At 73.8% G+C, this 23,281-nt stretch carries 25 protein-coding genes; 7 read left to right on the top strand and 18 right to left on the bottom strand.

The window, feature by feature from the left end:
- Window positions 1-143 precede the first annotated feature (143 nt).
- Together KDY119_RS03480 and KDY119_RS03475 are read right to left on the bottom strand one after the other, a co-directional pair.
- The gene (locus KDY119_RS03480) at window positions 144-1,694 is read right to left on the bottom strand and encodes a dihydrolipoyl dehydrogenase family protein (protein WP_153021936.1); all 1,551 of its coding nucleotides are present in this window, start codon (window positions 1,692-1,694) and stop codon (window positions 144-146) included.
- An 88-nt stretch (window positions 1,695-1,782) separates the two neighbouring features.
- Entirely contained in the window at window positions 1,783-2,868 is a 1,086-nt protein-coding gene (locus KDY119_RS03475; protein WP_036953967.1) for a DUF3048 domain-containing protein, read from the bottom strand.
- A gap of 80 nt (window positions 2,869-2,948) precedes the next feature.
- On the opposite strand from KDY119_RS03475, the gene KDY119_RS03470 reads away from it, so the two are divergent.
- On the top strand, window positions 2,949-4,193 hold the full coding sequence (locus KDY119_RS03470) for an AMP-binding protein (RefSeq protein ID WP_153021935.1): 1,245 nt from the start codon (window positions 2,949-2,951) through the stop codon (window positions 4,191-4,193).
- 20 nt (window positions 4,194-4,213) lie between these two features.
- Window positions 4,214-5,098 (top strand): 1,4-dihydroxy-2-naphthoate polyprenyltransferase, encoded by an 885-nt coding sequence (locus KDY119_RS03465; protein ID WP_036953450.1) that lies wholly within the window; start codon window positions 4,214-4,216, stop codon window positions 5,096-5,098.
- Here KDY119_RS03465 and KDY119_RS03460 read toward each other — a convergent pair.
- Together KDY119_RS03460 and KDY119_RS03455 are read right to left on the bottom strand one after the other, a co-directional pair.
- Window positions 5,062-6,219: a VanZ family protein gene (locus KDY119_RS03460; RefSeq protein WP_153021934.1), complete on the bottom strand. Its 1,158-nt coding sequence runs from the start codon at window positions 6,217-6,219 to the stop codon at window positions 5,062-5,064. The two genes, KDY119_RS03465 and KDY119_RS03460, sit on opposite strands and share 37 nt — an antisense overlap.
- Before the next feature lie 9 nt (window positions 6,220-6,228).
- Window positions 6,229-6,579: a DUF4229 domain-containing protein gene (locus KDY119_RS03455; protein ID WP_083891038.1), complete on the bottom strand. Its 351-nt coding sequence runs from the start codon at window positions 6,577-6,579 to the stop codon at window positions 6,229-6,231.
- 30 nt (window positions 6,580-6,609) lie between these two features.
- Here KDY119_RS03455 and KDY119_RS03450 point away from each other — a divergent pair, with 30 nt between their 5' ends.
- On the top strand, window positions 6,610-6,954 hold the full coding sequence (locus KDY119_RS03450) for a PLD nuclease N-terminal domain-containing protein (protein WP_036953452.1): 345 nt from the start codon (window positions 6,610-6,612) through the stop codon (window positions 6,952-6,954).
- Window positions 6,955-7,050: 96 nt separating this feature from the next.
- Here KDY119_RS03450 and ccsB read toward each other — a convergent pair whose 3' ends face one another.
- The 6 genes from ccsB to KDY119_RS03420 form a co-directional block, all read right to left on the bottom strand.
- Entirely contained in the window at window positions 7,051-8,079 is a 1,029-nt protein-coding gene (ccsB, locus tag KDY119_RS03445) for a c-type cytochrome biogenesis protein CcsB (RefSeq protein WP_036953453.1), read from the bottom strand.
- Window positions 8,076-9,860, bottom strand: coding sequence for a cytochrome c biogenesis protein ResB (gene resB / locus KDY119_RS03440; protein ID WP_322619633.1), 1,785 nt, complete (start codon window positions 9,858-9,860; stop codon window positions 8,076-8,078). Before resB ends, ccsB begins: the two co-directional genes overlap by 4 nt.
- Window positions 9,857-10,684: a cytochrome c biogenesis CcdA family protein gene (locus KDY119_RS03435; protein WP_153022665.1), complete on the bottom strand. Its 828-nt coding sequence runs from the start codon at window positions 10,682-10,684 to the stop codon at window positions 9,857-9,859. Before KDY119_RS03435 ends, resB begins: the two co-directional genes overlap by 4 nt.
- Window positions 10,684-11,295, bottom strand: a complete 612-nt coding sequence (locus KDY119_RS03430; protein ID WP_036953455.1) for a TlpA family protein disulfide reductase — start codon at window positions 11,293-11,295, stop codon at window positions 10,684-10,686. The genes KDY119_RS03435 and KDY119_RS03430 overlap by 1 nt, the downstream gene beginning before the upstream one ends.
- Window positions 11,296-11,378: 83 nt before the next feature.
- The gene (locus tag KDY119_RS03425; protein ID WP_036953456.1) at window positions 11,379-12,053 is read right to left on the bottom strand and encodes a histidine phosphatase family protein; all 675 of its coding nucleotides are present in this window, start codon (window positions 12,051-12,053) and stop codon (window positions 11,379-11,381) included.
- A 54-nt stretch (window positions 12,054-12,107) separates the two neighbouring features.
- A complete protein-coding gene (locus tag KDY119_RS03420; RefSeq protein ID WP_036953458.1) occupies window positions 12,108-12,581 on the bottom strand; it encodes a MarR family winged helix-turn-helix transcriptional regulator in 474 nt (157 codons plus the stop codon).
- A 180-nt stretch (window positions 12,582-12,761) separates the two neighbouring features.
- Between KDY119_RS03420 and KDY119_RS03415 the strand changes: the two genes are divergently transcribed.
- Entirely contained in the window at window positions 12,762-13,319 is a 558-nt protein-coding gene (locus KDY119_RS03415; RefSeq protein WP_036953460.1) for a YceI family protein, read from the top strand.
- Between the two features lie 80 nt (window positions 13,320-13,399).
- Here the strand turns inward: KDY119_RS03415 and KDY119_RS03410 are convergent, their stop codons facing one another.
- Window positions 13,400-13,672, bottom strand: coding sequence for a glutaredoxin family protein (locus KDY119_RS03410; RefSeq protein WP_227994506.1), 273 nt, complete (start codon window positions 13,670-13,672; stop codon window positions 13,400-13,402).
- Between the two features lie 98 nt (window positions 13,673-13,770).
- Between KDY119_RS03410 and KDY119_RS03405 the strand changes: the two genes are divergently transcribed.
- A complete protein-coding gene (locus KDY119_RS03405; protein WP_153021933.1) occupies window positions 13,771-14,562 on the top strand; it encodes an HAD family hydrolase in 792 nt (263 codons plus the stop codon).
- Between the two features lie 125 nt (window positions 14,563-14,687).
- On the opposite strand, the gene KDY119_RS03400 is transcribed toward KDY119_RS03405, so the two are convergent.
- Window positions 14,688-14,786 carry a 30S ribosomal protein bS22 gene (locus KDY119_RS03400; RefSeq protein ID WP_003792170.1) on the bottom strand — a complete coding sequence of 33 codons (99 nt, stop codon included), beginning with the start codon at window positions 14,784-14,786 and terminating at the stop codon, window positions 14,688-14,690.
- Between the two features lie 175 nt (window positions 14,787-14,961).
- On the bottom strand, window positions 14,962-16,104 hold the full coding sequence (locus KDY119_RS03395) for an acetoin utilization protein AcuC (RefSeq protein ID WP_036953977.1): 1,143 nt from the start codon (window positions 16,102-16,104) through the stop codon (window positions 14,962-14,964).
- A 191-nt stretch (window positions 16,105-16,295) separates the two neighbouring features.
- Between KDY119_RS03395 and KDY119_RS03390 the strand changes: the two genes are divergently transcribed.
- Entirely contained in the window at window positions 16,296-17,672 is a 1,377-nt protein-coding gene (locus KDY119_RS03390; protein WP_083891042.1) for a TrkH family potassium uptake protein, read from the top strand.
- Between the two features lie 19 nt (window positions 17,673-17,691).
- A complete protein-coding gene (locus KDY119_RS03385) occupies window positions 17,692-18,381 on the top strand; it encodes a potassium channel family protein (protein WP_051136854.1) in 690 nt (229 codons plus the stop codon).
- Between the two features lie 9 nt (window positions 18,382-18,390).
- Here the strand turns inward: KDY119_RS03385 and KDY119_RS03380 are convergent, their stop codons facing one another.
- Genes KDY119_RS03380 through KDY119_RS03360 form a run of 5 tightly spaced genes read right to left on the bottom strand, consistent with a single transcriptional unit; the run spans window position 18,391 to window position 23,279 of the window.
- Complete coding sequence (locus KDY119_RS03380) at window positions 18,391-19,122, bottom strand: ABC transporter permease (protein ID WP_036953464.1); 732 nt, start codon at window positions 19,120-19,122, stop codon at window positions 18,391-18,393.
- Window positions 19,119-19,847 (bottom strand): ABC transporter ATP-binding protein, encoded by a 729-nt coding sequence (locus KDY119_RS03375; protein WP_036953466.1) that lies wholly within the window; start codon window positions 19,845-19,847, stop codon window positions 19,119-19,121. The genes KDY119_RS03380 and KDY119_RS03375 overlap by 4 nt, the downstream gene beginning before the upstream one ends.
- Entirely contained in the window at window positions 19,837-20,496 is a 660-nt protein-coding gene (locus tag KDY119_RS03370; protein WP_153021932.1) for a TetR/AcrR family transcriptional regulator, read from the bottom strand. Before KDY119_RS03370 ends, KDY119_RS03375 begins: the two co-directional genes overlap by 11 nt.
- 45 nt (window positions 20,497-20,541) lie before the next feature.
- Window positions 20,542-21,798: an alpha-hydroxy acid oxidase gene (locus KDY119_RS03365; RefSeq protein ID WP_036953470.1), complete on the bottom strand. Its 1,257-nt coding sequence runs from the start codon at window positions 21,796-21,798 to the stop codon at window positions 20,542-20,544.
- 11 nt (window positions 21,799-21,809) lie between these two features.
- Window positions 21,810-23,279 (bottom strand): rhamnulokinase, encoded by a 1,470-nt coding sequence (locus KDY119_RS03360; RefSeq protein ID WP_227994604.1) that lies wholly within the window; start codon window positions 23,277-23,279, stop codon window positions 21,810-21,812.
- Window positions 23,280-23,281 lie beyond the last annotated feature (2 nt).

Genomic DNA, 23,281 nt, shown 5'->3' with positions numbered 1-23,281 from the left:
GTTGCGCAACACTCATTGCGCAAGCCCTATTGCGCAATGAGTGTTGCGCCTCGGTGCGAAGCCGCCTCGCTGCCCCGTCCGCGACACCAGGCCACGACACGTCACGCTCGGCGAACCCAGCGCCACCGTCGGCGAAGGAGACGTCAGAGCCCGTACGTCTCCAAGAGCCGCAGCCAGACCTCGCTCACCGTCGGGTACGCCGGCACCGCGTGCCACAGCCGTTCCAGCGGCACCTCACCGACGACCGCGACCGTCGCCGCGTGCAGCATCTCCCCGACCTCCGGGCCGACGAACGTCACGCCGACGAGCACCCGCCGGGCCTCGTCGACGACGGCGCTCACCCGGCCCGCGAACGACTTCCCCGTCACGTGCGCGCCCGCGACCGCGCCGAGGTCGTACTCGACGACGCGCACGTCGAGCCCCGCGTCGCGTGCCTTGCGCTCGCTCAGCCCGACCCACGCGACCTGGGGCCGCGTGAAGACGACCTGGGTCTGGGCCGCATGGTCGGCGCTCGCCGCGAACCGGCTCCACGGCTCGGTCGCCTGCGCGCCCGCCCGGTTCTCGTCGGTCGCCGGCACCGGCACCCCGTCTCCGGACTTCCCGCCGTCCTCCGACGAGGCACCGAAGGTCGCCGCGATCACGTCGCCGGCGACGCGCGCCTGGTACTTGCCCTGGTGCGTGGTCGCGACGCGCCCCGTCACGTCACCGGCCGCGAAGAGCCAGCCGCCCTCGACGCCCCGGACCCGCATCGCGTCGTCGACCTCGAGCCCGCGCCCCACCTCGGTCAGCCCCACCGAGCCGAGCCCGACGTCCTGCGTGCGCGGCACGCGGCCCGTGGCGACGAGCAGCTCGGCGGCCGTGACGTCGTGCTCCCCCGACCCGTCGTCGTAGGTCACCGTGACCGGTCCCCCGACGCCGTCACGCGACACCCGCACGGGCGAGGCCCCGAGCCGCACGTCGACGCCGAGCTCCTCGAGCGAGGTCTTGACCGCCTCGCCCGCGAACGGCTCGGCCGCCCCGAGCAGCCCGTGCCGCACCAGCAGCGTCACGTGCGCCCCGAGGTCCGCGTACGCCGTCGCCATCTCGCACGCGACCACGCCACCGCCCACGACGACGACCGACGACGGCACCTCCTCGGCCGCGGTCGCCTCGCGGCTGCCCCACGGTGCGGCCTCGACGAGGCCGGGCACCTCCGGCAGGACGGGCACGCTGCCGGTCGCGACCGCCACGGCGTACCGGGCCTCGACGACCGTGCGCGTGCCGTCCGGGTCGGTCACCTCGACGCGGCGTGGGCCGACGAGCCGCCCGTGGCCGCGGAGGAGTGCGATCCCCGCGCTGTCGAGCCACTCGACCTGGCCGGCGTCGTCCCAGCCCGACGTGACCTCGTCGCGCCACGCGAGCACCGGACCGGGGTCGACGGTGGCCGAGACGGTCAGCCCAGGCACGTCCTTCGCAGCCGCGAGCGCAGCCCCGGGACGGAGCAGGGTCTTGGAGGGCATGCACGCCCAGTACGAGCACTCTCCTCCGACCAGCTCCGCCTCGACGATCACGGTCGACAGCCCGGTCCGGCCGGCGCGGTCGGCGACGTTCTCACCGACGGGCCCGGCCCCGATGACGACGACGTCGTAGTGGAGGGTGCCGGCGTCGCCGGCCTGACGGGTGCTCTCGCCCTGGGGGCTGCTGTTCTCGGCCATGGCTCCATCGTCACCCTGGCCCTGCCCCGGCGCGCCCGGGATCATCCCTGGTCGACCCCCGGGGGGCCGGTCCGTGGGGGTGCGGCGATCAGCTCAGCGCGACGCTCCCCGACCCGGTCGGCACGAGCTCGACCCACGTCTCGCCGGGCGCGAGGAGGATGTCCTTGCCGTCGGCGGTCACGCGGAGCACCGCGCCGGTCGACTTCTTGGTCCACGTCCCGGTCACGGCCTTGCCGCCCGACAGCACGGTCGCGGCGCCGGTCCCCTCGAGCACGGTGTCCGGCACGGGGTTCCCGGCCGGGTCCTTGTACTTCGTGTTGACGACCTTCACGCGGAGCACGACGACGTTCGCGCCCGACAGGCGCACTCCTTCGGCCGACTTCGACGGCACGCCCGTCTCATTGCGCAGGTAGACCTTCTTGCTCGCGTCGTAGGTCCATCCAGGCACGTACGCCGCGGACATGTGGATGGTGGCCTTCGTCGCGGCCTTGCCGGACGTGACGGCGGTCGACTGCGCGAGCGACCGGGCGAACCGGAACTGCTCGGGCGGGGGCGCCGTCGTCTTGGACGTGTCGGCTTGCGCGAACAGGTCCTTCGTGTCGGCGAACACGTTGTGCGGGGCGGCGCGGTTCGGGTCGCGGTGGAAGCCGGGGCTGCCGCCGTCCATGGTGATGACCTGCGCCACCTTCTTCGCGGCGTTGACGAACGGCGTCTGCCCCCCGGAGAAGGCGAAGAGCCCGTGCAGCGGGGCGACCACGGCGGCGTCCATGGGGCGCACGGACCGGATCGGCTCGATCCGCGACGGCGTCTTCGACTGGAAGACGACGAGGAACCGGGTGATGCCGCCCTCGACGACCTCCTCCCACACGGTGTCCGCCTGCTCGAGCCCGTACTGGGGACGGGCGTCGGTGGAGTTCTCGATCTTGACGGCGAGCGCCGGGCGGTCGGCGACCTTGTCGGTCTTGACGCCGGTGAGCGGCCACACGGTCGGCGCCGCGGGGCTCGGCGGCGCGGTCTTGTCCGCGGTCGGCACCCCGCCGCTGACGGTCTCGGTCGGTGCCGGCGACTTGCCCCCCGAGCATCCCGCCACGAGCCCGACCGCCGCGACCGTCAGCGCGACGAGCACCGTGCGCGCCCCGTGCCGCAGCCTCGTGGGCGCCGTCGCAGCCTGCATGTCCACTCCCTCGCTCGACCGTTCTCGCGCACACCCTACGTGCGCGCGGTCCGCATCCGCCGGACGCCTACGCTGGACGGGTGCCGCGCGTCGTCGTCCCCCGTTCCGCCGCCGACCTGTACGCGGCGCTGGCCCGCGCGCTCACCGCCGACGACGGCGCGACGGTCGCCCTCCAGCCCCTCGCCCACGACGAGGAGGGGCTCCCGGCGGGCGCCGCGCTCGTGGTGCGGACGTCGGGTTCGACGGGCGCCCCGCGCGAGGTCGTGCTGACGCGAACCGCGCTGCTGGCCTCGATCGCGGCGACGGCCGCTCGCCTCGGTGGGCACGGCCGCTGGCTCCTCGCGCTCCCCTGGCACCACGTCGCGGGGGCGCAGGTCGTCGCCCGCTCGGTCGTGGCGGGGACCGTTCCCGCGCACCTCCCGGACGCCGCGTTCACGCCGGCCCTGCTCGCCGAGCACGCGACGAGGTTCCTCGACGACCCCGCGACGGGACGCGCCTACGTCTCGCTGGTCCCGACGCAGCTCCACCGGGTCGTCGAGGCCGCGACGACCGGCGACGGCGACGGCCTCGCCGCGGCCCGCGCGCTCGCCCGGTTCGACGCCGTGCTGCTGGGCGGGGCGGCGTCGTCCCCCGACCTGCTCGACGCCGCCCGGTCGCTCGGCGTCCCGGTCGTCACCACCTACGGGATGTCGGAGACGTGCGGCGGCTGCGTGTACGACGGCGTCCCGCTCGACGGCGTCCACGTGCGCCTCGGCGAGGACGGGCGCGTGGAGCTCGGGGGGCCGGTCGTCGCGGCCGGCTACCTCGGCGAGCCGGGGTCGCCGGCGTTCCGGGCCGACGCCGACGGCACCCGCTGGTTCCTCACCTCCGACCTGGGCTCGCTCACCCCCCTGCCCGACGACGGCGCCGCACCGTCCGGCCGTCCGCGCGCCCGCCTGCGGGTGCTGGGGCGAGCGGACGACGTCGTCGTCACGGGCGGCGAGAAGGTGGCGCCGCTGACCGTCGAGCACGCGCTCGCCCCGCTGGGCGAGACGTGCGTCGTCGGGGTGCCGGACCCCGAGTGGGGACAGGCCGTGGTGGCGGTCGTCGTGCGGCCCACGGCCCGAGGCGGCGCGGGAGGCCGGGTCGAGCCTGCGGTCCTCGCCCCCGCCGACGACGACCTCCGCGACCGCGCACGGGCTCTCGCCCGCGAGGCGCTCGGACCCCACGCGGCGCCCCGGCACGTCCTCGTCACGACGGCGCTGCCCCTGCGGGGCCCGGGCAAGGTCGACCGCCGCGGGCTCGCGACCCTCGCGGACGCCGTCGTGCGGGGCGAGCAGCGGTGACGCGCGGATAGCCTGAGCACATGGCCACACCCTCCGAGTGGGTCGCGGGCGCCCGTCCCCGCACCCTGCCGGCTGCAGCGACCCCCGTCATCGTCGGCTCGGGCGCGGCCGCGCAGACCGACGGCTTCTGGCTCTGGGGCGCCCTCCTCGCGCTCGGCGTCGCGCTCGCGCTCCAGGTCGGCGTCAACTACGCGAACGACTACTCCGACGGCGTCCGCGGCACCGACGTGGATCGCGTCGGCCCGACGCGCCTCACCGCGACCGGGCTCGCGCGGCCCGAGCGGGTCCGGGCGGCAGCGTTCACGTCGTTCGCCGTCGCCGGGGTGCTGGGCCTCGTGCTCGTGTGGTTGTCGGGCACGTGGTGGCTGATCGCCGTCGGCGTCCTGTGCGTGCTCGCCGCCTGGTACTACACCGGCGGCAAGAACCCGTACGGCTACCGGGGGCTGGGCGACGTGGGCGTGTTCGTGTTCTTCGGGCTCGTCGCCGTCCTCGGGACGACGTACACGCAGCTCGCGTACAGCGACAGCCCGCGGATCACCTGGCCGTCGGTGTTCGGGGCGGTCGCCGTCGGGCTGCTGGCCTGCGCGATCCTCATGGCCAACAACATCCGCGACATCCCCACGGACCTGCCCGCCGGCAAGCGCACCCTCGCGGTGCGGCTCGGCGACTTCCGCGCCCGCCGCGTCTACGTGGCCGAGCTGTGGATCGCGCTCGCGCTCGGGGTCGTCTGCGCGTTCTGGGCGCCGTGGTCGCTGCTCGTCCTGCTCCTCCTGCTGCCCGCGATCCTCCTGTCGATCCCCGTGCTCGTCGGCGCACGCGGGCGGGCCCTGGTCCCGGTACTCGCGGCGACAGGCTTCTTCGAGCTCGGCTACGGCGTGCTGCTGGGGCTCGGCCTGTCGATCTGACCGCCCGCGGGTGCCCTTCCCCGGACGTCCCGCACGACGGCGCCGCTCACGACCCCCGACAGCCCGCGCCGTCCGCGCGTGAACGGGACCGCGACGACGGCGGCCACGGCCAGCGCGACCTCGGCCGCCCGGGCAGCGTCCGCGACGTCGGGCGCGCCCCACGACGCGGGCATCGACGCGAGCGCGGCGCACAGGCCCCACAGCCCGCCCGGCACGGTCGCGCGCAGCAGCCGCCTCGGGCGGGTACCCAGGCCCGGCTCGAGCCAGACCGCCCGCTGGCCCCACGACGCGCCGCTCCCGACGAGCGCCGGCCACACGAACACCACGACGAGCGGGACCACGTTCCCGAGCACCCAGTCGACGCCGCCCTCCCCCGTCGGCACGGGCTTCCCAGCGGCGACGAGCACCAGCCGGTAGCCGACGTCGAGCACGAACCCGAGCCCGACGAACGCCACCGCGTCCAGCGCCATGCCGAGCCACCGCCGCCAGACCGTCACGGGCCGCGGCTCGCCCCGGTGCGCCGCGAGGTCGTGGGCCTGCGGCATCCACCGCAGCAGCACGGGCGCTGCGAGCGCACCGAGCAGACCGCCGAGCGTGTTGGTCAGGAGGTCGTCGACGTCGCCGACCCGGTACGAGCACGGGATCAGGCCGAAGATCCCCGTGTACTGGGTCGTCTCGATCAGCAGCGAGGCGCCGAACGCGCTCAGGACCGTCGGCAGGAGCCGCCAGCCGAGGAACCGCCGCGCGATCACGCCCCACGGCACGAACAGCGCCACGTTGAGGACGACCTGCAGCACCGCGGGGCTGCGCAGCGCCGTCGTGAACGGCTCCCCGGCGGTGTCGTGGCGGATGTCGCGGACGAACTGGAACGGCCGGAGCTGGGCGCCGTCGTACCCGTGGGCGGCGCACCAGGCGGCGAGGTCGCCGGTGGGCAGCGGCAGGAGGGTGTAGGCGACGAGCGCAACCCCGTACACGGCGACGGCGGCGGCGCCGACGAGACGCCGCGCGTTCAGCGCCCCGTACCGCCGGACCTGGAACAGGAGGATCGGAACGAGCAGCAGGCCGAACAGCAGGACCCCGCCGACCACGCCCACGGAGGCGGGCCAGGTCCAGGTGCTCACCCGGTGACGTTACGGCCGGTCGTCGGGCGTGCGCACGTCGTCAGGATCACCCGGGCCGCCCGAGGGCGCGCGATCCGGCCCGGGGCTCGTGGCGGCGTCGACGGCGCGGTCCTCCACGTCGGCGTCGTCCTCGATCCCCGACGCGCGGGGCCCCTTCGCCGCCCGACGACGCGCGGCCCGGTCGGCGAGCCAGCGCGCGGCGGCGTCGCGAGGCCCACGGAACGCGAGATAGGACACCATGAGCCCGATCAGGACCGCCGCCGCGAAGGCGATCGGCCCGCTGAGGCCGGCGAGCCACAGCACGACCCACGCGACCGCGATGAGCGCGAGCCGGATCAGGGTGTACACGACCAGGGGCATGGGCCCAGCGTACGGGCCTACCCTGGACACATGTTCCGCGGTCTCCTGGTCCTCGCCGCCATCGGCCTGCTCGTCTACGCGCTGACGGACTGCGCGACGTCGCAGGACAAGCGGCCGGCGGGCGCCCCGAAGGCGCTGTGGATCCTCGCGATCGTCCTGCTGCCCGTGCTGGGCCCGGTCCTGTGGCTCGTGCTCTCGCGCGTCGGGGACGCGGGCGCCGGGCAGACGAGCGCCCGGGGGCCCCGGTCGTCGGGTCCGGTCGCGCCCGACGACGACCCGGAGTTCCTGCGCCGGCTCGACCAGGAGCGTCGCCGCCGCGAGCAGCGGGACCGCCGCCCGGCCCCGCACGACGACAACCAGGACCCGTCGGCCTGACCGCCCGGCCGCCGTCGTCGGCGAACGGGCATCACCGTCGGCGAAGGTGACGGGGAAACCGCGCGGACGCCACCAGGGACGACCGAACGACGAAGGTCAGCTCGTCAGACCCGAGTACGAGTGCTTCCCGTCGAAGATGAGGTTGACGCCGGTGAAGTTGAAGAGCACGCACGCGTACCCGACGATCACGAAGTAGGCGGCCCTGCGGCCGGACCAGCCGCGCGTCGTGCGGGCGTGCAGGTACCCGGCGTAGACGACCCAGACGATGAACGTCCAGACCTCCTTGGGGTCCCACCCCCAGTACCGACCCCAGGCGTGCTCGGCCCAGATGGACCCGGCGATGAGGGTGAAGGTCCACAGGACGAACCCGACGGCGTTGAGCCGGAAGCTGAGGGTCTCGAGCTGTCCGGGCGTCGGGAGCGCGTCGAGCCAACGGAACGCCCGGTGGTTCAGCACCGCGGAGCCGTTGTCCCGCGAGTCGCGCAGGAGCTGGAGCACCGAGGTGAGGAACGCGACGGTGAGGATGCCGGCCGCGCTGATGGCCACGCCGACGTGGATGACGAGCCAGTAGGACTGGAGCGCGGGCTGGACACCGTCGGCCTGGACGAAGAAGACCTCCTGCGCGAGGGCCAGGAAGATCACGTCGAGGAACGTCACGAACGCGCCGAGCCACCGGATGTCGCGGAAGCGGCTGACGAGGAGGAACACGGTGAGCGCGACGAACGAGCCGACGAGCGTGAACTCGTACATGTTGGCCCAGGGCGTGCGGCCGGCGGCGATGCCGCGCGTGACGATCGCGGCGAGCAGCAGGAGCCAGCCGAGGGTCGCGGTCGACATCCCGATGCCGGCGGCCCTGCGGTTCGCGGGACGCTCGTCGGCGCCTGCGTCCGGACCGCCGGCGCCCGAGGCTCCAGGGGTAGCCGCGGCGAGCGACGAGGCGACGTCGTCGGACGCGGCGCCCACGCCGACGAGCTCCTTGCGGCGCGTGCCGAGGCGGGCGACCGACGCCAGCTCCCGGTGGGACTCGCCGAGCCGGGTCAGGTCGACGAGGAACGCGATCATCGAGATCGTGAGGACCGTCAGCGCCGCCCAGACGAGGTGGGTGCTGAGCTCTGCGTAGCTCATCGGGGAGCCTTTCTCGGAAGGGTCGGCGAGGCGGTGGTCCGCGCGTCGTCGGGTGCGCGGCCGGCGGCGCTCGCCACCGCGCCGTCGACCTCGCGCTGGAGGCCGGAGTCGTCGCCCCTTGCGAGGCCGGCGGCGTCTATCACTGTACGCGGGCGTGTCTCGCCCGACTCGTCGTCGCGCACGTCCTCGGTCCAGACCCGGAGCCAGACGCGGCGGCGGGGCGTGAACAGCGACAGCGCGAGGCCGAGGAGCGCGCCGAGCGCGAACACGAGGATCCAGGTGAGCGCGGGGTCATAGCGCAGGTCGAGGGCGACGTACCGGGGCAGGGAGTTGAACGTGACGGTGCCCATCCCGTCGGGGAGCTTCACGGTCTTGCCCGGCTGGATCGTCAGTGTGACGGGCTTGCCGTCCTTGGTCGACTCGGTCATGTCGCTGGTGTCGAGCCGGTACACGTTCTGGGGGGTGCCGTCGTCGAGCCCGAGGTTCCCGTGCCAGACGTTGAGCACGAGCATCGGGTTGAGCGGCTGCGGGTAGATCGACGCCTGGGTGGGGTCGTCGCTCGCGGCGGTCGGAAGGAGGAACCCGACGAGGCCGATCTGGTCGAGCCCGGCCGAGACGTCCGGGACCTTGACGACGCCCTGCGAGGTGTAGTTGGTGTCCTGCGGGATGAACACGACAGGCCCCGAGTAAGCGACCTCGCCCTTGGCGTCCTTGACGGTGATGTCCGGCGCGTAACCGTTGCCCTGGAGGTAGACCTTGGCACCGCCGACGTCGAGCGGGTGGTTGACGCGGATCTTCTCCGCCTTCGCCGGGGCTCCCGGCTGGCGGACCGTCACGAAGGCGGTGAAGTTCCGCGGCTCCGCGGTGGCCGTCGTCGTGAACTCGGACGTGAACTTGTCGAGCGTCATGCTGAACGGGTCGAGCGAGCTGGCCCGCCAGAACGCGCCCGACTCGAAGGTGTCGTAGTCCACGACGGAGTTCGCGAAGCCGTGGCCCTCGGTCACGATCACCTGCGCGCGGTAGTGCAGCACCTGGCCGGTCCCGACCGCGACGAGCAGCCCGAGCAGGCACAGGTGGAACAGGATGTTCCCGGTCTCGCGCAGGTAGCCGCGCTCGGCCGCGACGGTCCGCCGGCCCTGCGCGTCCGTGCCCGTCTCGACACGGAAGGTCGGCAGCCAACGGACCGGTCCGCGCAGGTGGCGTACGGCCGCGGCGACGACGGCGTCCGGCTCGGCGTCCGTGGTGGCGTGGGCCTTCGCGGGGAAGCGGGTGAACCGGACGGGGGTCTTGGGCGGGCGCTGCCGCAGGGCCTTGGTGTGGGCGAGCGCGCGGGGCACGATGCATCCGACGAGCGAGACGAACAGCAGGATGTAGATCGCCGAGAACCACACCGACGAGAACACGTCGAAGAAGCCCAGCTTGTCGAGGATCTTGCCCGCGGTCGGGTTGTCCTGGAGGTACTGGGTGACGGCCGACGGGTCGATCGACTGCTGCGGCAGGATCGACCCGGGCACGGCCGCGACGGCCAGCAGCATGAGCAGCATGAGCGCGACGCGCATGCTGGTGAGCTGACGCCACATCCAGCGCAGCGTGCCCCGCCAGCCGAGCCTCGGCATGACGGGCGGCGCGCCGTCGGCACCGGCCCTGCGGCCGCTGCCCTTGCCGCCGTCGCCGCCCGCGGGAGCGTCGTCGTCGTGCGCGACGAACGCGTCGTCGATGCCCTCGGGGCGGTACCCGCGGCGCGTCTCGTCGCGCTCGACGGTCTTGTCGGTCTCGGTCACACCTGCACCCCGTACCTCGACGCCCAGCCGCCCAGCGCGGCCGTCCACGTGCCCCACACCCCGGTCACCATGGCGAGCCCGATGAGCACCAGCATGCCGCCCCCGACGCGCAGGAACGCCAGCCGGTGCCGACGCAGGAAGTCCAGCATCCGCTTGCTCGACTGCAGCCCGAGCGCGACGAGCACGAACGGCACCCCGAGCCCGATGCAGTAGGCCACGGCGAGCGCCGCCCCGCGGACGACGGTCGCCTGGTCGAGCGCGAGCGCGTACACGGCGGTCAGGGTCGGGCCGAGGCAGGGCGTCCAGCCGAGCCCGAACACGATCCCGAGCAGCGGCGCTCCCCACAGGCCGGCGCGCGGCGTGACGTGGATCCGTCGTTCGCGCTGCAGGAACGGCAGCGCCCCGAGGAACGCGAGGCCCATCAGGATCACGACGACGCCCAGGACGCGGATGAGCACGTCCTCCGCCTGGCGCACCTGCGTGCCGAGCGCTCCGACGAACCCGCCGAGCACCACGAACACGAGCGTGAAGCCGGCGACGAACAGCCCGACCCCGGCGACGACGCGTGCCCGGCCGCGGGCGACGCCCGCGGCCCCCTCGGTGCGCGCGCTCGCGGCCGTGCCGCCCGGGAGGGCGTTCACGCCCGCGTTGGTCGCGGCCCAGCCGCTGACGTAGCCGACGTAGCCGGGGACGAGCGGGAGCACGCACGGGCTGGCGAACGACACGAACCCCGCGACGACGGCGACCGGCACCGCGAGCAGCATCGACCCGCTGAACGCCGTGGTCGCGAACCCCGACGCCTCGAGCACCCCGTCCGCGAGCATCATGAGGTCGGGGCGGCGGTGGCGGTCCCGTCGCTCGCACGCACGTCGCTGATCAGGTCGGCGAGCGTCGTCTTGGTGGTCGCGCCGAGCACGCGCGCGGCGACGCGTCCGTCGGCGTCGAGGACGACGGTCGTCGGGACCGCCTGGACCGGGACGACGCCCTGGAGCGTGGCGACGACGGAGCCGCTCTTGTCGGAGATCGACGGGTACGTGATCTTGAAGGTGCGCTGGAACGCCTCGGCGGCCCCGGCGTCGTCGGTCGAGTTGATGCCGACGAAGTGCACGCCGTCCTTCTCGCTGGACGCGAGCGACGCGAGGTCCGGCGCCTCCTTGCGGCAGGGCGCGCAGCCCGCGTACCAGGTGTTGACCACGACGACGTCGCCCCGCCACGCGGACGTGTCGACCTTGGTCCCGTCGAACGCCGTCCCGGTCAGGGTCACGGGCTTCGAGCGCTCGCTGGGCGTCCAGGTCTTGACGGAGCCGTCGCCCTGGACGAAGCCGAGGTTGCCGCCGCCGTTGCCCGAGCTCGACGTGCAGCCGGTGAGCGCGAGGGCTCCGGCGACGAGGACGGCCGCGAGGGCGGCGAGGCGGGCAGGGCGAGGGCGCGGCACGGTGCCACCGTGCCGCCGGAGCCTGGGCGTGCCCTGGGAAACCGGCCTTCTCGGCGCGCTCGGCGTGCGGTTCGTGACCACCGTCACGCTCCTGGGACCGCGGAGGCGCCCGGCAGGAGGTCCGCGGCGGGCTCGGCGTACTCGATCCCGACGAGCCGGTCCCCCTCGAAGGTCAGGGAGGTGACGGACGCGAGCGAGCACTGACGCTTGCGCGGGTCGTGCCACAGGTGGCGGTGCTCCGCGGACAGCCGCGTCACCCAGACCGGCAGCTGGTGGCTCACGAGCACCGCCTCGTGCCCGCGCGCCGCCTCTCGGGCGCTGTCGACGGCGGCGCGCACGCGCGCGGCCTGCTCGCGGTACGGCTCGCCCCACGACGGACGGAACGGGTTCCACAGGTACTTCCAGTGCCGCGGGTGGCGCAGCGAGCCGTCGCCGACGCCGAACGTGAGGCCCTCGAAGTGGTTGGCCGACTCGATCAGGCGCTCGTCGCTGCCGAGCTCGACGCCGAGGGCCTCGGCGAGCGGCGTCGCGGTCTCCTGCGCGCGCTGCAGCGGGCTCGCGACGACGTGGGTGACGTCGTGGCCGCCGTCGGCGAAGTGCTCGGCGATCCGCTGCGCCATCGCCCGCCCGCGCTCGGACAGCCGGTAGCCGGGGATGCGGCCGTAGAGGACGCCGTCGGGGTTGTGCACCTCGCCGTGGCGGACGAGGTGGACGACGGTGACGAGGGCGGAGTCCGGAGCGGCGTCAGCAGGAGGCACGCCCCCGATTGTCGCAGAGGCGCCTGGGGGGACCGCCCGTGGGGGGCGCGGCGATCAGGCCAGGGCCGAGGCGCAGGCGTCGCGCACGCGCGCCATCGCGGCACCGAGCGAGAGGAGCTCGTCACGGGTCAGCACGTCCACGAGGTAGGTCCGGACGATGTCGACGTGCGTGGGCGCGGACGCGACCAGGGCGTGCCAGCCGGCGTCGGTCATGGAGCAGTGGACGCCGCGCTTGTCCTCGGCGGCGGCGACGCGCCGGACGAGGCCCGCGCGCTCCATGCGCGAGACGGTGTGCGTGACCCGGGAGCGGGAGTACGCGAGGCGCTCGGCGAGACGCGACATGCGCAGCGACCGGTCGGGCTGCTCGGAGAGCTGGACGAGCACGTCGTACTCGGGCACGGACAGGGCGAGCCGGCGGTCGTGCTCGCGCACGAGGACCTCCTGGAACCGGCCGACGCCCTCGAGGAAGTCGCGCCAGGCGACCTGCTGCGCAGTGTCGAGCCAGCGGTGGTCGGTCGGGGTGTTCACGGTCGCATTGTGTCCATGACGTGCGGCGATGTCCTAATGCGCGGTGCCGACGGCGTCGTGACGCCCCCGGTCCGGTGTGATGCACACCACAGATCATGGGGGAATGCCGACAGCTCGCGACCGGTTCAGTTGTATGTTCAACCAATCCAGCGGCCCCGAGCCACGCCCTGAGGAGAACCCATGACCGCCACCGCTCTGCCCACCGGCGTCGTCCCCGGCACCTACGAGATCGACCCCTCCCACTCGTCCGCCGCGTTCACCGTCCGGCACGCCGGCATCTCCAAGGTCCGCGGCACCGTCGCGATCACGAGCGGCACGATCGCCATCGGTGACAGCATCGAGGCCTCGACCGTCACCGCCGAGCTCGACGCGCGCACCGTCACGACCGGCGACGCGAACCGCGACGGCCACCTCCAGAGCGCCGACTTCTTCACCGTCGAGAAGTTCCCGACCTGGACCTTCACCTCGACCTCCGTCTCCGGCTCGTCCGACGAGTTCGTCGTGACCGGCGACCTCACGATCAACGGCGTGACCAAGTCCGTCGAGCTCGAGACCGAGTTCACCGGTGCGGCCGTCGACGCGTTCGGCAACGAGCGCGCCGCGTTCGAGGCGAAGACCGAGATCTCCCGCAAGGAGTTCGACATCACGTGGAACGCGGCCCTCGAGGCCGGCGGCGTCCTCGTCTCCGACAAGGTCAAGATCGAGCTCGACCTCTCGGCGATCGTCAAGAAGGACTGACCTCCTCGCCCTTCCACGAGCGGGCTGTCAGAAGCTGGTGAGCCTCCAGGCTCACCAGCTCTGACGGCCCGCTTCGTCGTTCAGCGCGCGAGCGCCCGGCGCACCCGGTCGCCGTCGAGCCGCCAGTACCCCTGCCGGACGCCGTCGACCGTCACGACGGGCACGAGCTCGCCGTACTCCGCGCGCAGCGCCGGGTCCGCGTCCACGTCCCGCTCGACGAACCGCTCCCCCGCCTCCGCGCACGCCTGTCCGACGACGGCGCGTGCGTCCTCGCACAGGTGGCACGCCTCGCGCACGTACAGGACGACGCGCGGGTCGCCGGCGGGCACGGGACGGGGTTCGGGAGAGGTCACGAGCCCAGCGTAGGTGGCCCGTGCAGGAGGTGTGCAGGAGCTGCAGGACCTCGGCCGCCTCGTCTGGAACGCCCAGCCGCCGCGCCTAGGCTTGCCGCATGTCTGACGACCGGAGCACGCAGCGCGCCACCGTGGCCGCGTTCTTCGACGTCGACAACACGCTCGTGCGCGGCGCGAGCACGTTCCACCTGGCTCGCGCGCTCCACGCGCACGGCTTCTTCCGGGCCCGCGACATCGCCCGGTTCGCGGTGCACCAGGCGCGCTACGCCGTCTACGGCGAGAACGCCCACCACCTCGACAAGGTCCGCTCCAAGGCGCTCTGCCTCGTCGCGGGTCACTCGGTCCACGAGGTCTGCAGCATCGGCGAGCAGGTGTACGACGACGTCCTGGCCCTCCGCATCTTCCCCGGCACCAAGGCGCTCCTCGAGGCTCACCTGGCTGCGGGGCACCAGGTCTGGCTCGTCACCGCGGCGCCCGTCGAGGTGGGCGGGCTGATCGCACGCCGGCTCGGCGCGACCGGGGCGCTGGCGACCGTCCCCGAGCACGACGCCGACGGCGTCTACACCGGCCGGCTCGACGGCGAGGTCATGCACGGCGCCGCCAAGGCGCGGGCAGCCCGCGACCTCGCTGCCCGGACCGGGATCGACCTCGAGCGGTCCTACGCGTACGGCGACTCGCTGAACGACGTCGACCTGCTCGCCGCCGTCGGGCACCCGTGCGCGGTGAACGCCGAACCACGGCTGCGCCGTCTGGCCCGGGCGAACGGGTGGGACGTGCGCGAGTTCCGGCCGCCGACCCGCCGCGCCGCCCGGACGGGCGTCAAGGCAGGCGGCTGGGTCGCCGCCGGCTGGGCCGCGACGTCGCTGCTGCGCCGCGCCGCCCGCCGCTGACCCCACCCCTCCCCCGCGAAGTACCCCGCCAGGCTGCCTGCTTCGGGGGAGTCCGGACGCACGAAAGGGCCCGACCGCACGCGGTCGAGCCCTTCTCGCTCACGCCCGGCGGGCCGGGCGGGGCGTCACTTCTTGTTGCGACGCTGGTGGCGCGTCTTGCGAAGCAGCTTGCGGTGCTTCTTCTTCGCCATGCGCTTGCGGCGCTTCTTGATGACGGAGCCCATAGGTCCTCGCAATGATCGAAGGTTGTCTGTTCGCCGCCTCGTCCACCGTGTCCCCCTGGGCTACGACATGACGGCGAGCTGACGAGCTGACGACGGCGGTCGAAGACGGTGGGACGAGACGAGACGAAGTCCGTGGGCCAGCCTACCGCGCCCACCGCACCCCGCAGAAACCGGGTCAGTCGAGGTAGGGGTCGAGGCCGAGGAGAGGGAAGACCTCGCGGCGGGTCGCGAGGACCGAGCGGTCGAGGTCGTCGGCCGGGTCGTACCCCTGCGACCAGGGACGGAACGTCACCGGGTGGTCCCCCATGCGGCGCGGCGGGTCCTCGCCGGCGCCCTCCGCGACCTCGCGGCGCCAGGCCGCAGGGAGCGGGGTGTCGGGGTCGAGCGGGCGGTGCACGACCTCCGCGACGACGTTCGCCCAGGCCCGCGGCACCACGTCGATGACGGCGTACCCGCCACCCCCGAGGGCGACCCACCGCCCCTCCGACAGCTCGTGCGCGAGCGCGTGCACCCGCTCGACGGCGATCCGCTGGGCGTCGACCCCGACGTGCAGGTCGGTCAGCGGGTCCTGTGCGTGCGAGTCACAGCCGTGCTGGCTGACGATCGCCTCGGGCGCGAACGCCCGCAGGGCCGCGGGGACGACGGCGTCGAACGCGCGCAGGAAGCCCGCGCCGTCGGTGTGCCGCGGCAGGGCCACGTTGACGGCCGACCCCTCGGCCCGCGGCCCGCCCGTGTCCGTCGGGAAGCCCGTGCCCGGGAAGAGCGAGTGGCCGCTCTGGTGCACCGAGACGGTGAGGACCCGCGGGTCGTTCCAGAACACGCTCTCGACGCCGTCCCCGTGGTGCGCGTCGACGTCCACGTACGCGACCCGGGTGGCGCCGTCGTCGAGCAGGCGGCGGACCGCAGCGGCCGCGTCGTTGTAGATGCAGAAGCCCGACGCCGCGTCGCGTCGCGCGTGGTGCATGCCGCCCGCGATGTTCACGGCGTGCTCGACCTCGCCCGCCCACACGGCGCCCGCCGCGGCGTAGGAGCCGTGGAAGATCCGCGCGGCGGCGTCGTGCATGCCCGGGAAGACCGGGTCGTCCTCGGTGCCGAGGCCGCGCAGCGGGTCCGTGGTGCCCTTCTCCGACGCGGAGCGGACGGCCGCGACGTACCGCTCGTCGTGCACGAGCTCGAGCTCGGAGTCGCTCGCCGGGTCCGGGTCCACGAGCTCCACCCCCGGCGCGTCGAGCAGCCCGAGCGACCGGACGAGACTCATCGTGAGGTGCAGGCGCGACGGTGCCATCGGATGCCCGGGACCGAAGTCGTAGCCGAGCAGCTCGGGGCTCCAGACGACGAGCGACCGGTCCGCGCGCTCGTCGGCGGAGGGCGCGGCGGCAGCGTCGCCGACGAGATCGGGGGCCGCGGTGTCGCGCGCGTCGAAGGGAACCGGCACGGGGATCACGCTAGTCTGCCGGGGCGGACGCGGCGAAAAGCCAGGTCGTGAGGGCGTGCGGAGGGGGGAGCGACGTGGCTGAGACCTTCAGCAGCCAGCTCGTGACCGCCCGCGGTCTCGTCGACCGCCTCGCCCGACGCTCTCCCGCGCGGCTCGCGGTGTCGTCGTTCGCCGGGGTGGTCGTCATCTTCACCCTCCTGCTGCTGACCCCGTGGGCGACCCGGTCGGGCAAGGGGGCGTCCATCGTCGACGCGCTCTTCACCGCGACGTCCGCCGTGTGCGTCACCGGCCTCACGGTGGTCCCGACGGGCTCGTTCTGGTCGGGCTTCGGTCAGGTCGTCATCCTGGTCGCGATCAAGGTCGGCGGCCTGGGCGTCATGACCCTCGCGTCGATCCTCGGGCTCGCCGTCTCCCGGCACCTCGGGCTCACGCAGCGCATGCTCGCGGCGACCGAGGTCAAGACCACCCGCCTCGGCGAGGTCGGCTCGCTCATCCGCGTCGTCGTCATCACGTCGACGTCGCTCGAGCTGCTGGTCGCGCTGCTCCTCTTCCCCCGCTTCCTCGCGCTCCGCGAGTCCGTGGGCGACGCTGCCTGGCACGCCGTGTTCTACGGGGTCTCCGCCTTCAACAACGCGGGCTTCGTGCCGACCGTCGAGGGCCTCGACGGGCACGTGGGCGACTGGGCGCTCTGCCTGCCGATCATGATCGGCGTGTTCATCGGCTCGCTCGGCTTCCCCGTGATCCTCAACATCATGCGGAACCGCCGTCGGCTGTCCCGCCTCTCGCTGCACGCGAAGCTCACGCTCGTGACCGGCGGCATCCTCGTCGCGGTCGCCGCCGTGCTGTTCCTCGCCCTCGAGTGGACGAACCCCGGGACGTTCGGGCCCCTGTCGGTCCCCGACAAGATCCTGGCCTCGCTCTTCCAGGGCGTGATGCCGCGGTCGGCGGGGTTCTCGACCGTGGACATCGGGAACATGCACGAGACGAGCTGGCTCATCACCGACGCCCTCATGTTCGTGGGCGGCGGCAGCGCCTCGACCGCGGGCGGCATCAAGGTCACGACGCTCGCCGTGATGCTCCTGGCGATCATCGCGGAGGCCCGTGGCGACCGCGACATCGAGGTCTTCCGGCGCCGGGTCCCGGCCGAGACGATCCGCCTCGCGATCGCGGTGACGTTCGTCGGCGCGACCGCCGTGCTCGTGTCGAGCCTGCTGCTGCTGGAGATCACCGGGTGGCGGCTCGACGTCGTCCTCTACGAGGTGATCTCCGCGTTCGCGACGTGCGGCCTGTCCACCGGGGTCACACCGCTGCTGCCCGACAGCGGCAAGTACGTGCTGGTCGTGTTGATGTTCGTCGGCCGCACCGGGACGATGACCCTGGGCGCGGCGCTCGCGCTCCGCAGCCGCCGCCGCGTCATCCGGATGCCCGAGGAGAGGCCGATCATTGGCTGACAGCACCACCGCGAAGAACCTGGACCCGCGCGTCCGCGAGCTGCGGCCCCGTGCCGAGGAGCGTGCGGCCGGCGTTCTCGTGGTCGGTCTCGGCCGCTTCGGGCAGTCCATCGCGACCTCGCTCGACAGGCTCGGCCAGGACGTCCTCGTCGCCGAGAAGAACCCGGACCTCGTGTCGCAGTGGTCGGGCCGGCTCGCGCTCGTCGAGGCGGACGCGTCCAACCCCGAGGCGCTCGAGCAGATCGGGGCACGCGACTTCTCGGTCGCGATCGTGGCCGTGGGGACGGCGCTCGAGGCGTCCGTCCTCATCACGGGCAACCTCGTCGACCTCGGGACCCCGCAGATCTGGGCCAAGGCCATCTCCGCGGAGCACGGCCGCATCCTGCAGCGCATCGGCGCGCACCACGTCGTCTTCCCCGAGGCCGACGCCGGGAACCGGGTCGCGCACCTCGTCTCCGGGAAGCTGCTCGACTACATCGAGGTCGAGGACGGCTTCACGATCGTGAAGATGCGCCCCCCGAAGGAGACGCACGGGTTCACGCTCGAGCAGTCGAAGGTCCGGTCCAAGTACGGCGTGACGATCATCGGTGTGAAGTCGCCCGGGGTCGAGTTCCAGTACGCGACCCCGGAGACCCGCATCTCCCCCACCGACCTGCTCATCGTGTCCGGTCCCGCGGAGCTGCTCGAGCGGTTCGGCGCCCGGCCCTGAGCGCGCCGCTCAGGGAGTCCGACGGCGCAGCGTGAGCCCGCCGACGACGACGGCGCCCGCCAGGAACGCGACGATCACCGCGACGTCGCCGGCGACGTCGCCGAGCGAGCTCCCCGCGGCGAGGTGCTGCATCGCGTCGACGCCGTAGGTGAGCGGGAACGCGCGCGAGATCCACTCGAGGACCGTCGGCATCTCGTCGCGCGGCATGAGCAGCCCGCACACGACGAGCTGCGGGAAGACGATCAGCGGCATCATCTGCACGGCCTGGAACTCGGTGCGTGCGACCGCCGAGGCCGCGAGCCCGAGCGTGCAGCCGAGGACGGCATCGAGCACGGCGACGAGGACGACCGCCCCGAGCGAGCCGTGCACGTCCATGCCGCACACCCACACCGCGAAGCCGGTCACGACGAGCGCCTGCACGACGGCGACCACCCCGAAGGCGAGCGCGTACCCGCCCACGAAGTCGCCCTTGCCGAGCGGTGACGCCATGAGCCGCTCGAGCGTCCCCGAGGTGCGCTCGCGCAACGTGGCGACGCTCGTGACCAGGAACATCACGATGAGCGGGAACAGCGCGACGAGGATCGGCCCGAACTGGTCGAGCACGGGTGTGCCGTGGAACATCCACGCGATCAGCCCGAGGAGCACGCACGGGAGCAGGACGATCAGGGCGATGGTCCGCGGGTCGTGGCGGAGCTGGGCGAGGACGCGCCGCGCGGTCGCCGCGGTGAGGGCCGGGGTCATCGCACGCCCTCCTCGACGAGCGCGAGGAACGCGTGCTCGACGTCGTCCGCCCCGGTCCGCGCGAGCAGCTCGGCCTCGGTCGCGTCCGCGACGAGCGCGCCGTCGCGCATCAGGAGGAGCCGGTCGCAGCGGCTCGCCTCGTCCATCACGTGGCTCGACACGAGGAGGCTGGTGCCGTCGTCGCGCAGCCGCCCGAACAGGTCCCACAGGTCGCGACGGAGCACCGGGTCGAGGCCGACGGTCGGCTCGTCGAGCACGAGCAGCTCCGGCGCGCCCAGGAGGGCCGCCGCGAGCGAGACGCGCGACCGCTCCCCGCCCGACAGGTCGCCCGCCCGGGTGCGCGCGTACCGGCCGAGGTCGACCTGGTCGAGCACGCGGTCGACGTCGTCGGACGGCGCTCGCAGCACGGTCGCGAAGTAGCGGAGGTTCTCGGTCACGGTGAGGTCCGTGTAGATGCTCGGCGCCTGGGTCACGTAGCCGACCCGGCGCCGCAGCTCGGGGGCGCCCGCGGGCCGGCCGAGCACCGTGACACGGCCGCCGTGCACCTGCTGGACGCCGACGATCGCCCGGAGGAGCGTCGTCTTGCCGGCGCCGCTGGGCCCGAGGAGCCCGACGACCCGGCCCGCCGGGATCCGGAGGTCGAGGCCGTCGAGGACGGTGTGCGGACCACGCCGGACCGTGAGCCCGGCGACGTCGACGGCAGTAGCCAGCTCTTCATTCCCCATGTGGGGAATTCTGCTCCTCCGGCGCGACGACGGCAAGGTCTCCCGTGAGGTAGTGCTGGAGCGTGGGCCCGACGAGCGCGACGACGCCGTCCGCGGGCAGCGACGCGAGCGGCTCCAGGCCGATCACGAGGCGGGTGACGAGCAGCCCGACCACCTGCGAGGCGACCAGGCCGACCCGGAGGTCCGCGTCGGGCGCCTCGAGCCCGGCCGCGAGGCTCCCGAAGACCGTCCGCCGCAGGTAGTCGACGAACACCGCCGCGGCGGGGTCCGCCGACAGCGCCCCCGACAGCACGGCCCGCAGCCGAGCCCGACCGTCGGGGGTGTCCCACACGCTCAGGACGAGGCGAACCAGCTGCTCGCCGACGGCGTCGCGCGGCCCCGCCGCGACCGCACCTACGACGACGCGCGGATCGACGCCGCCCGGCACGAGCCCGGCCGCGAGCAGGTCCGCCTTGGAGTCGAAGTAGTGCCGGACCAGCGCCGGGTCCACGCCGGCGCGGCGCGCGACGCCCCGCATGCTCGTCGCGTCGAACCCACGCTCGGCGAACTCGGCACGCGCGGCATCGAGGATCAGCCCGCGGGTGTCCTCCCCCGCCGGACGGCGCCCGCGCCGCCCCTGCTTCGGCCCTGACCCCGCGTCGCCCGGCATGGCCCCAGCGTAGGGGGACGCGGCGTCACCGTCGGCGAAAGGGGGTCAGACGGGGACCGCCGCGAGGTCGGAGCGCACCGGCACGAGCCGCGCGAGCTGCGTGACGTGCGCGGGCGTCAGCTCGTCGAGGCTCGCGACCTGGAGGAGCTTCATGGTCCGCACGACCTGGTCGCTCAGGATCTCGATCGTCCGGTCGACGCCCGCGCGCCCGCCCGCCATGAGCCCGTACAGGTACGCGCGCCCGATCAGCGTGAACCGCGCGCCGAGCGCGACGGACGCGACGACGTCGGCGCCGTTCATGATGCCGGTGTCGATCGCGACCTCGAGGTCCGACCCGACCTCGCGCACGACGTGCGGGAGCAGGTGGAACGGCACGGGCGCGCGGTCGAGCTGGCGGCCGCCGTGGTTGGACAGCACGATCCCGTCGACGCCGAGGTCGGCGAGCCGGCGGGAGTCCTCGACGTTCTGCACGCCCTTGACGACGATCTTGTTCGGCCACAGGTCCCGGATGATCGCGAGGTCGTCGAACGAGATCGACGGGTCCATGGCGGCGTCGAGCAGCTCGCCGACCGTCCCGCCCGTCGAGGTGAGCGACGCGAACTCGAGCGTGGGCGTGGTGAGGAGGTCGAACCACCACCAGGGGCGCGGGGCCGCGTCGAGCACGGTCCGCAGGGTGAGCTGCGGCGGGATGGAGAAGCCGTTGCGCTTGTCGCGCAGCCGGGCCCCCGCGACGGGGGTGTCGACCGTGAAGAACAGGGTGTCGAACCCGGCCGCCGCGGCGCGGCGCACGAGGTCGTACGAGACCTCGCGGTCGCGCATGACGTAGAGCTGGAACCAGTTCCGGCCGTGCGGGTTGGCGGCCTTGACGTCCTCGATCGACGTGGTGCCGAGCGTCGAGAGCGTGAACGGGATCCCGGCGGCCCCCGCCGCCCCCGCGCCCGCGATCTCGCCCTCGGTCTGCATGAGGCGCGTGAACCCGGTGGGCGCGATCCCGAACGGCAGCGCCGACGGCCCGCCGAACACCGACCGCAACGTGTCCACGGTCGACACGTCGCGCAGGATCGACGGGTGCAGCTCGACGTCCTGGAACGCCTGGCGCGCACGGCCGAGCGAGAGCTCGCCCTCCGCGGCACCGTCGGTGTAGTCGAACGCGGCGCGTGGCGTCCGACGCTTGGCGAGGGTGCGCAGGTCCTCGATCGTCAGCGCGGAGGCGAGCCGGCGCCGTCGGGCGTCGAGGTCGGGACGCTTGAAGCGGACGAGCTCACGGAGCTCGGCGGGACGGGGCAGCTGACGCTGGACCACGGGTGGACCACCTATCGGGTCTCGTAGCGGACGGGAGGGAAGGACTCGACGACGACGGCGCGCAGCGACTCGAGGTCACCGCTCACCAGCCCGTGGGCCCGGGCCTGGACGAGGACGTTGCCGATCGCGGTCGCCTCGACGGGCCCGGCGAGGACGGGCAGCCCGGACCGGTCCGCGAGCGCCTGGCACAGGAGCGTGTTCTGCGCGCCGCCGCCCATGACGTGGACGGCCCGCACGGGACGGCCGGCGAGCCGGGCCGCGGTGGCGACGGCGTCGGCGAAGGCCTGGGCGAGGCTCTCGACGATGCTGCGGACGAGGGCGGGGCGCGACGACGGCGCGGCCAGCCCGCGTTCGTCGAACCAGCCCGCGATCCGGGCGGGGAGGTCGCCGGGCGCGAGGAACCGCGCGTCGTCGACGTCGAAGACGGGCACGGGTCCGGTGACGTCGGCGGCCGCGGCGAGGAGCGACTGGAGCGTGCTGGACTGCTGGGCGGGTGTGGCGGCCCGGTCCCAGGACCGGATCGACTCGGACAGCAGCCAGAGGCCCATGACGTTGTGGAGGAACCGCACGCGCCCGTCGACGCCGCCCTCGTTGGTGAACCCGGCGACGCGGGCGTCCTCGGTGAGCACGGGGGCGTCGAGCTCGAGCCCGACGAGTCCCCAGGTCCCGCAGGACACGTACGCGACGTCGCGGTCGGTCGCGGGGACGGCGACGACGGCGGACGCGGTGTCGTGCGAGCCGACCGCCGTCACGGGCAGCGCCCGCCCGACGACGTCCGCGACCTCGCGCGAGAGCACACCGCGCCCGGACCCGGGCTCGACGAGCGGCGGCAGCACCCGCGCGGGCACGCCGACGAGCGCGGCGAGCTCGCGGTCCCACTCCCCCGTCCGGACGTCGAGCAGCCCGGTCGTGGACGCGTTGGTGCGCTCGGCCCCGACCTCGCCCGTCAGCCAGTAGGTCAGCAGGTCGGGGACGAGCAGCACCTGGTCGGTGGCGTCGAGCAGCCCGCGTGCCCGGTCGACCGCGAGCTGGAAGACGGTGTTGAACGGCAGGTGCTGGAGGCCGTTGCGCGCGTACAGGTCGGACGGCCCGACGACGGCGTGCACCGCCTCGACCCCGGCCGCCGTCCGCTCGTCCCGGTAGTGGTAGGGGATCCCGAGGACGGCGCCCCCGCGCAGGAGCGCGTAGTCCACGGCCCACGAGTCGACGCCGACGCTGACGAGCTCGCCGGGCTGCTCCCGCTCGGCCTGCGCGAGCCCGGCGAGCACCCCCCGGTAGAGGCCGAGGAGGTCCCAGTGCAGGCCGTCGGGGGTGCGGACCGGGTCGTTGGGGAACCGGGCCACGTGCTTCAGGCTCAGGCGCGCGCCGCGACCGGCCGCCGCGCCTCTGCCGGCAGGCTCGAACGTCCCGACGACGACCCGACCGCTCGTGGCGCCCAGGTCGACCGCGGCGACGGCCCCGCCCGGGTGCGCGCTTCTCACGG

Source organism: Luteimicrobium xylanilyticum, from assembly GCF_009429125.1.
Lineage (GTDB): Bacteria > Actinomycetota > Actinomycetes > Actinomycetales > Cellulomonadaceae > Luteimicrobium > Luteimicrobium xylanilyticum.
This window is presented reverse-complemented; position numbering and strand designations above follow the sequence as displayed.

What these genes read in the sequence shown, in the direction of transcription:
- KDY119_RS03480 (WP_153021936.1), bottom strand. Translation starts at nt 1,694, where the DNA reads ATGGCCGAGAACAGCAGCCCCCAGGGCGAGAGCACCCGTCAGGCCGGC.
- KDY119_RS03475 (WP_036953967.1), bottom strand. Translation starts at nt 2,868, where the DNA reads ATGCAGGCTGCGACGGCGCCCACGAGGCTGCGGCACGGGGCGCGCACG.
- KDY119_RS03465 (WP_036953450.1), top strand. Translation starts at nt 4,214, where the DNA reads ATGGCCACACCCTCCGAGTGGGTCGCGGGCGCCCGTCCCCGCACCCTG.
- KDY119_RS03455 (WP_083891038.1), bottom strand. Translation starts at nt 6,579, where the DNA reads ATGCCCCTGGTCGTGTACACCCTGATCCGGCTCGCGCTCATCGCGGTC.
- KDY119_RS03450 (WP_036953452.1), top strand. Translation starts at nt 6,610, where the DNA reads ATGTTCCGCGGTCTCCTGGTCCTCGCCGCCATCGGCCTGCTCGTCTAC.
- ccsB (WP_036953453.1), bottom strand. Translation starts at nt 8,079, where the DNA reads ATGAGCTACGCAGAGCTCAGCACCCACCTCGTCTGGGCGGCGCTGACG.
- KDY119_RS03435 (WP_153022665.1), bottom strand. Translation starts at nt 10,684, where the DNA reads ATGCTCGCGGACGGGGTGCTCGAGGCGTCGGGGTTCGCGACCACGGCG.
- KDY119_RS03415 (WP_036953460.1), top strand. Translation starts at nt 12,762, where the DNA reads ATGACCGCCACCGCTCTGCCCACCGGCGTCGTCCCCGGCACCTACGAG.
- KDY119_RS03405 (WP_153021933.1), top strand. Translation starts at nt 13,771, where the DNA reads ATGTCTGACGACCGGAGCACGCAGCGCGCCACCGTGGCCGCGTTCTTC.
- KDY119_RS03400 (WP_003792170.1), bottom strand. Translation starts at nt 14,786, where the DNA reads ATGGGCTCCGTCATCAAGAAGCGCCGCAAGCGCATGGCGAAGAAGAAG.
- KDY119_RS03380 (WP_036953464.1), bottom strand. Translation starts at nt 19,122, where the DNA reads ATGACCCCGGCCCTCACCGCGGCGACCGCGCGGCGCGTCCTCGCCCAG.
- KDY119_RS03375 (WP_036953466.1), bottom strand. Translation starts at nt 19,847, where the DNA reads ATGGGGAATGAAGAGCTGGCTACTGCCGTCGACGTCGCCGGGCTCACG.
- KDY119_RS03370 (WP_153021932.1), bottom strand. Translation starts at nt 20,496, where the DNA reads ATGCCGGGCGACGCGGGGTCAGGGCCGAAGCAGGGGCGGCGCGGGCGC.